At 52.8% G+C, this 2,590-nt stretch carries 2 protein-coding genes; both read left to right on the top strand.

Features of this window, described 5'->3' with window-relative positions; all coding sequences use genetic code 11:
• The coding region (gene uvrA, locus H6B10_RS13920; protein WP_204652152.1) for an excinuclease ABC subunit UvrA at positions 1-1,631 on the top strand (1,631 nt) is incomplete at its 5' end.
• Positions 1,632-1,804: 173 nt separating this feature from the next.
• A partial coding sequence (locus H6B10_RS13915; protein WP_204652151.1) for a radical SAM protein occupies positions 1,805-2,590 on the top strand: 786 nt, incomplete at its 3' end.

Below are 2,590 nucleotides of genomic sequence, written 5' to 3'. Positions count from 1 at the left end.
CCGCTTGCCATGGCCGCAGACTGAAACCGACCAGCCTGGCGGTGACTGTCGGCGGAATCAATATTGCGGATTTCTGCGATAAAAGTGTCAGCGAGGAACTGGAATTCATCAAGACCGCCAAAGTCAGCGAACGGGATGAGATGATTGGCGCTCCGATCTTTAAGGAGGTCAAAGAACGACTGGGCTTCCTGGAAAGTGTGGGACTGGGATACCTGACCTTGTCCCGCGGTGCAGCTTCACTGTCCGGCGGCGAAAGCCAGCGCATCCGCTTGGCGACACAGATCGGCAGTGCGCTGACGGGTGTTTTGTACGTGTTGGATGAACCCAGTATTGGCCTGCACCAGCGCGATAATGATAAGCTGATTGCAACCATGAAACGCTTGCGGGATCTGGGCAACACGCTGATTGTGGTGGAACATGATGAGGACACCATGCGTCAGGCAGACTATATCGTGGATGTGGGTCCTGGTGCCGGTGTTCATGGCGGTGAAATTGTGGCAGCCGGTACGGTGGCGGATATCTGCAAAGCCAAACGCAGCATTACCGGTGCGTATCTGTCCGGCCGCAAGTTTGTAGAGGTGCCGGAAGAGCGCCGGCAGGGAAATGGCAAATTCCTGCGTATTGTAAAAGCGCATGAAAATAATCTGCAGGACATTACTGTGGATTTCCCGCTGGGCAAAATGATTTGCGTTACCGGCGTATCCGGTTCCGGAAAGTCTACGCTGATCAATGAGATTCTGTACAAAACGCTGGCTGCAGCCTTGAATGGCGCGCGGAGCCGCCCGGGCCAATGCGAAGAAGTGCAGGGAATGGAGTGGGTCGATAAGGTGATTGGTATTGACCAGTCCCCGATCGGGCGCACACCCCGTTCCAATCCGGCCACTTATACAGGTGTTTTCAGTGATATCCGTGCGTTGTTTGCAAGCACGCAGGATGCAAAAATGCGTGGATATGGTCCGGGACGGTTTAGCTTCAATGTAAAGGGCGGCCGCTGTGAAGCCTGTGAAGGCGGCGGCATCCTGCAAATTGAGATGCACTTCCTGCCGGATATTTATGTGCCCTGCGATGTCTGCAAAGGAAAACGCTACAACCGGGAAACGCTGGAAGTCAAGTATAAAGATAAAAGCATTTCCGATGTGTTGGACATGACTGTAGAAGAGGCATGCACCTTCTTTGCGAATATTCCTAAGATTGCCCGCAAACTGCAAACTTTGCAGGAAGTGGGACTGGGGTATATTCAGCTGGGGCAGGCAGCCACTACACTTTCCGGTGGCGAAGCACAGCGTGTGAAACTGGCAAATGAGCTGGCGCGCCGCGGTACGGGGCAGACGGTCTATATTCTGGACGAACCCACAACCGGTTTGCATGTTGCGGACGTGCACCGTCTGGTTAAGGTTCTGGATAAGCTGGTAGATGCCGGTAATACCGTGATCGTAATCGAGCATAATCTGGATGTGATCAAGCGGGCAGATTATATTATTGATCTGGGACCGGAAGGCGGAAGTGGCGGCGGCCGTATTGTGGCCAGCGGTACACCGGAGGAAGTGGCGGAAAACCCGCAGTCCTTTACCGGTCAGTATCTGAAACCTATGCTGGAGAGAGCCAGGCAAATTCAAAAGCAAGAAAAATGAAAAGAGGGGAGATCCGGCTTGGGATCTCCCTCTTTTTTGTACAGAAAGTCATGGGAGTAAAACCACAGTATGCCGTATAGTGGACAAAATGCAGAACAACCGCTTGTACTTTTGCAGGCGATTTGCTATACTATTACGGTATATTGGATTTGTGTACCTTAAGGAGAATTCTCTTGGAAAAGCTGATCTATACCCATAATGAGGAAGCTGCCAAAACGCTGGCAGCTTATTACGAAACGCCGCCTCTGGCCTATGTGCGCAGCTACGGCTGTCAGCAGAACGTCAACGACGGTGAAAAAATCCGGGGCGTTTTGCAGGATGTAGGGTTCGGGTTATGTGATACCTTGGAAGATGCCGACCTGATCCTGTTCAATACCTGTGCGGTGCGTGAACATGCCGAACAGCGTGTGTTCGGTAATATCGGCGCGCTCAAAAAGTTGAAGGAGCAGAATCCGCGGCTGATGATTGGTGTGTGCGGATGCATGGCTCAGCAGCAGCATATTGTGGAAAAACTGCGTCAGAGCTACCCGTATGTGGATCTGGTTTTTGGCGTGGATGGCATTGACAGATTGCCGGCTATGCTGGCCGAACGCCTGCGCCGCGGCAAGCGGTATCTGGAAAATCCGGAACAGCGGAACGCCGTAGTGGAGGAAATGCCGATCCGACGGGATTCCGGTTTCCGGGCCTGGCTGCCGATCATGTACGGGTGCGACAACTTTTGCACGTATTGTATTGTACCCTATGTGCGTGGCCGGGAACGCAGCCGGGAACCGGAGGCGATTCTGGCAGAGTTTAAGGAACTGATCGCCAAAGGGTATAAAGAAATTACCCTGTTGGGGCAGAATGTGAACAGCTACGGAAAAGGGCTGGAGAAGTCGGTGGATTTTGCCGATCTTCTCAATCTTCTGTGTGAGGTGCCCGGCGACTATCAGATTCGTTTTATGACCAGCCATCCCAAA

The organism is Gemmiger formicilis (assembly GCF_016901605.1).
GTDB lineage: Bacteria > Bacillota > Clostridia > Oscillospirales > Ruminococcaceae > Gemmiger > Gemmiger formicilis_B.
The sequence above is the reverse complement of the archived record's forward strand: the minus strand, read 5'-3'. Positions and strand labels throughout refer to the sequence as shown.